Origin of the sequence: Streptomyces zinciresistens K42 (assembly GCF_000225525.1) — a bacterium.
Classification (GTDB): domain Bacteria; phylum Actinomycetota; class Actinomycetes; order Streptomycetales; family Streptomycetaceae; genus Streptomyces; species Streptomyces zinciresistens.
In genome coordinates this window covers 1-4793 of record NZ_AGBF01000317.1, presented here as the reverse complement: position 1 = coordinate 4793, position 4793 = coordinate 1, and the positions used below count along the sequence as shown (strand labels likewise).

Sequence of the window (4793 nt, the reverse complement as noted above, 5' to 3'; positions counted from 1 at the left end):
GTGGGCGTCGGCATCGTCGTGCTCGGCATCGGCGCGGGTGCGCTCCTCGCCGGGGGCGAGGACACCGGGCGGGCCGGCGGCGGCGAGCCCGTCGCCGCCTCGGCCCCCGCGGGCCAGGACGCCTCGCCCTCGCCCTCGCCCTCGGCGACCACCGCCGATCCGGCCGAGCAGCAGGCGGTGGCCCTGGACAAGCTGCTCGCGGACAGCGGCGCCAGCCGCACCGCCGTGATCAAGGCGGTGGCCGACGTGAAGAGCTGCGACAACCTCGGCCAGGCCGGCCAGAACCTGCGGGCCGCGGCCGCGCAGCGCAACCGGCTGGTCACCGACCTGGCGAAGCTCAAGGTCGACCTGCTCCCCGGCAACGCCGCGCTGACGACCGCGCTGAACAAGGCGTGGCGGGCGTCGGCCGCGGCCGACAACCACTACGCGGCCTGGGCGGGCCAGGTCGCCGGCAACAAGAAGCTGTGCAAGAAGGGCCAGGCCCGCCCCACCAGCCGGACCCAGGCCGGCAACCGCGAGAGCGGCACCGCGAGCCGGGAGAAGCAGACGGCGGCGCAGCTGTGGAACGCCGTCGCCAGGAAGTACGCACTGACGGAGCGCCAGCCCGTCCAGCTGTAGGGCGGGCCGGGGCGGTCAGTTCAGGTCGGCCTCGGCCAGGGTGCTCGTCACGTCGATGAAGCCCTTGCGGGCCGCGACCAGCCGGCCGTCCCGGACGACCTGGAGCGTCACCTCGCGGTTGACCAGCCGGGGGTAGCCGACGGAGGCCAGCACGTCCTGGAACTTCCACTGGAGCGTCGGGGTGAGCCCGCCGGTGGACACCTTCAGGCCGTCGTTCAGGCTCTGGCGGACGCGGGCCGCCGTGACCTCGCCGCCGCCGAGCGCCTCGACGGCCTTGCGGAACACGGTGTACGCGATCCAGGTGGTCTGCACCCCGGCGTCCGCGGCGTCGATGCGGTTGTCGCCGAACGCCTGCTCGCTGATCACCTTCTTCATCGGCGCCCAGCGCGCGTCGCTCGTCACCGGGTACCAGCCGGTGATGTACGAGCCGTCGTACGTCGACGCCCCGCCGGTCGCGTTGATCACGGTCTGGTCGACGCTGCCGAGGACCGTGGCGGTCCGCGCATCGGGGTAGTCCTCGCGGGCACGCCGGAAGGAGTCCATGAAGGTGCTGGTGCGGTCGCCCAGGGCGGGTACCACGCAGCCCCGCTTCGTGATGTCGGCCGTGGCGTACTTCAGCGCCTTCTCCGACTGCCCGGCGTACTCGGTGGCGTTGTCGTCGGCGAGCTGGTCGTCCGCGGACGGGTGGCGCCCGGCCTTCAGTCCGGAGTCGAGCAGCGGCGGCAGCTCGTCGCCGGCGATGCTGTCGGGGCGGACCAGAGCGACGGGGCCGCAGGTGCGGGCCAGTTCCCGGCCGAGACCGGCGAGGAGGGTGGGCTGGCCGCCGTTGACCGGGTAGGACAGCGGGCTGGTGAACTCGGCGTTGGTGACGCCGTAGCCGCCGATGTAGGGGATGCCGGCGCCCTCCAGGGCGGGCAGGAAGGTGTCGCCGTACTGGCTGTAGGAGCCGACGACGGCGACCGCGTTCTCCTTGACGGCGCGGTCGGCGCACTGGACGGCGGTCACGCTGTCGTTGCGGTCGTTGCAGGTGATGACCTTCAGCTGGCGGCCGCCGATGCCGCCGCTCGCGTTGACCCAGCGGGCGTACGCCCGCGCGAAGGCGGGCATCCCGGGCTTGTTCGTCGCCTTCGTGCCCTCCGGCGCCCAGGTCATGACGGTGATCGCGCCGTCCCCGGAACTCCCCGTGGTGCCGGGTATGGCACCGCAGCCGACGGCCAGCGACGCGCACGCCACCAGCGCCGCGGCGGCTCTCGCCGAGGCCCGCGCGGGCCGGTGGACGCCCTCGGGGCGGAAGGTGCTGCTACGGATGTGTCGCGCGCCGCTCATGCTTCCGCACGATTCCCTCACACCGCGAACCCGGGCGTGACCCTCGGTTATCCTCGGGTGATCGGAAGGTGAATTGCGGGGGGCGGTGAGACGCCCGCTGGGGGGAACGTACGATCGATGACCGTGCAAGGTTCGGATAGCTCTTCCCGTCGCGGCCGTCGCTCGTCCACCATGGGCGGCATGCCACTCAACGACATGCCGTGGTGGCGCTGGCGCAGCAATGTGCGCTCCGCGCTGCACATGCTCTCCGACCCGGTGTTCCAGCGGGACGTCTGGCTGGCCGGCGTCGACGGCTACGGTGACGTCACCGACGCCGTGTACCGCCTGGTCGAGGACACCTGGCTGGACAACTGGTCCGCCGAGAAGTACGTCGGCACGATCTTCCGGGACTCCCAGGAGGCGGCGCTCGTCGACACCGCCGTGCTGCGGGTGCTGCGGATCATGCACCAGGCCGGCCCGGACGCCCCGGTCTCCGCGTACGTCGACCACCAGGGCTGGCCGGAGGCGGTGCGGGCCGCGCGCGACGCGCATGTCCGGATGGCCGTGGCCGACGGCGAGGACCCCGACACCGCGCCGCGCACGCTGGAGCTGCTGCGCATCATGACGCGCTCCGCCTAGGGCGGTGGCCGGGAGGGTGTGCCGGTGAACCCTCCCGGTCACCGCACCAGCCGGTCAGCGGGGTCCGCGTGGCGGGACGACCGCCCGCGGGGAGGCCCGGATATGGGACCCTGTGCGGCATGAACGAGCAGTCCACCCGAGCCGCGGTCCCCGCCGACCAGTACGTCCTCACGCTCTCGTGCCCGGACAAGCAGGGCATCGTGCACGCCGTGTCGAGCTACCTCTTCATGACCGGCTGCAACATCGAGGACAGCCAGCAGTTCGGCGACCACGACACGGGTCTGTTCTTCATGCGCGTCCACTTCTCGGCGGACTCGCCGGTGACGGTGGACAAGCTGCGCGCGAGCTTCGCCGCGATCGGGGACTCCTTCCACATGGAGTGGCAGATCCACCGCGCCGAGGAGAGGATGCGGGTCCTGCTGATGGTCAGCAGGTTCGGGCACTGCCTGAACGACCTGCTGTTCCGCGCGAGCACCGGGGCGCTGCCCGTGGAGATCGCCGCCGTGGTCTCCAACCACACCGACTTCGCCGAACTCGTGGCGTCGTACGACATCCCCTTCCACCACATCCCGGTGACCAAGGACAACAAGTCCGAGGCCGAGGCGCAGGTGCTGGAGATCGTGCGCGAGGAGGGCGTGGAACTGGTCGTGCTGGCCCGCTACATGCAGGTCCTCTCGGACGACCTGTGCAAGCGGCTCAGCGGGCGGATCATCAACATCCACCACTCCTTCCTGCCGAGCTTCAAGGGCGCGAAGCCGTACCACCAGGCCCATGCCCGCGGCGTGAAGCTGATCGGCGCCACCGCCCACTACGTGACCGCCGACCTCGACGAGGGGCCGATCATCGAGCAGGAGGTCGAGCGGGTCGGGCACGGCGTCACCCCGGACCAGCTGGTCGCGGTCGGCCGGGACGTGGAGTGCCAGGCGCTCGCGCGCGCCGTGAAGTGGCACGCGGAGCGGCGCATCCTGCTGAACGGGCGGCGCACGGTCGTCTTCGCCTAGAAGCGTCCTTCAGCGCTCTCCTGGCAGCGCCGCGAACGGGCGTCGCGAGCCGGCGGACCTTCCCGGTCGCAGCGCTGCTCGGGCCGCGGTGCTCACATACGGCTGAGGCTCGCCGCCGCGAGCAGGAAGTCCCTGATCGCCCCGCGGTCGCCCTGCTGCCCGGCCGCGGCCTCCTCCGGGGGCACATGCCCGGCCGCCAGACGGCAGAACTCCGCGCCGTCCAGCGCCACATGGGCCACCTCGTGGTCGGCCGAGCCCACCGCGGCGGGGGAGTCCAGCGGGATCAGCCACTGCCCGCCGCCCGGTCCCTCGATCTCCAGCCGCAGGCTGCGGCCGGGCTCCCCGGCGGACACGAGGTGCGGACGGCGGCCGTGAGGCGCGGACGACAGTCCCGCGCGCCGCCGGGCCGCCAGCACCGAGGGGAGCAGCCGGGCCGCCAGGTCGACCATGGGGTGCAGATCGCTGCCGGCGGGCGGGTCGTAGGGGTAGTCCACCGCGTGCGCGATGTCCTCGGCGTGCACCCAGCACTCGAACGCGCGGTCCAGCATGGCGTCGCGCAGCGGGAGTGTGAAGTCCCCGTAGGGAACGGCCAGTCCGCCGCTGCCGCCGCTGCCCCCGCCGGTGAAGGAGACAGTGCGCACCAGTTCGTGGCTCTGCCGCCGCCAGGGCGCCCGCACGGCCCGCGTCGGCGGGGCGTGCGCGGCCCGCCAGTACGCCTCGGTGCGCCCCGACGGCGTCGGATGCCCCGCCGGCACCTCGCCCAGCGGGTCGGGCAGGCCGAGGGCGACCGCCACCAGCCCGTCGACCGTCAGCAGATGCGCCATGACCCCGGCGACCGTCGTACGGCGGCTGGTCGGCTCGTCCTTCTCGAACCACCGCAGCCGCACGGGCGCGTGCCACTCGGCGTCCCCGAAGTCCTGGAGCAGGGCGTCGAGCCGGGCGGTCTCGGTGTCGTAGGGCGCCGCCCACCGGGGCACCGGGATGCGCGGCGGGCGCCGCTCCAGGCAGCCCTGGAGCACCCGGGCGCGCAGCGACGGATCGAGGTCCAGGCTCTCGGAGGGGTGCAGCAGGCCCACCGCCCCGCGCAGCCGCAGCGCCTCGTCCGCGCAGGCCGTGCAGTCCACGAGGTGCTCCTCCACGGCGGCGGCCTCCTGCGGCGAGCAGGCGGCCAGTGCCCAGGCCCCGAGGAGCGACTTCAGGACGGGGTGGGCCAGGACGGGCGGCGGCGCC

4 protein-coding genes and 1 pseudogene are annotated in these 4793 nt (G+C 73.3%); 3 read left to right on the top strand and 2 right to left on the bottom strand.

Translation table 11 applies throughout. The features are described from left to right. Positions 1 to 618 (top strand): annotated as a pseudogene (locus SZN_RS35415) (hypothetical protein); the annotation flags it as partial. A gap of 15 nt (positions 619 to 633) precedes the next feature. Here the strand turns inward: SZN_RS35415 and SZN_RS35410 are convergent. Next, positions 634 to 1944: an ABC transporter substrate-binding protein gene (locus tag SZN_RS35410; protein WP_007504960.1), complete on the bottom strand. Its 1311-nt coding sequence runs from the start codon at positions 1942 to 1944 to the stop codon at positions 634 to 636. A gap of 117 nt (positions 1945 to 2061) precedes the next feature. Between SZN_RS35410 and SZN_RS35405 the strand changes: the two genes are divergently transcribed. Both SZN_RS35405 and purU read left to right on the top strand, forming a co-directional pair. Continuing rightward, positions 2062 to 2562: an SCO4402 family protein gene (locus SZN_RS35405; protein ID WP_043734856.1), complete on the top strand. Its 501-nt coding sequence runs from the start codon at positions 2062 to 2064 to the stop codon at positions 2560 to 2562. Positions 2563 to 2681: 119 nt separating this feature from the next. Beyond that, positions 2682 to 3563: a formyltetrahydrofolate deformylase gene (gene purU / locus SZN_RS35400; RefSeq protein WP_007504957.1), complete on the top strand. Its 882-nt coding sequence runs from the start codon at positions 2682 to 2684 to the stop codon at positions 3561 to 3563. Positions 3564 to 3655: 92 nt separating this feature from the next. On the opposite strand, the gene SZN_RS35395 is transcribed toward purU, so the two are convergent. Further along, positions 3656 to 4793: zf-HC2 domain-containing protein (locus SZN_RS35395; RefSeq protein ID WP_007504956.1), on the bottom strand; the 1138-nt coding region annotated here is incomplete at its 5' end.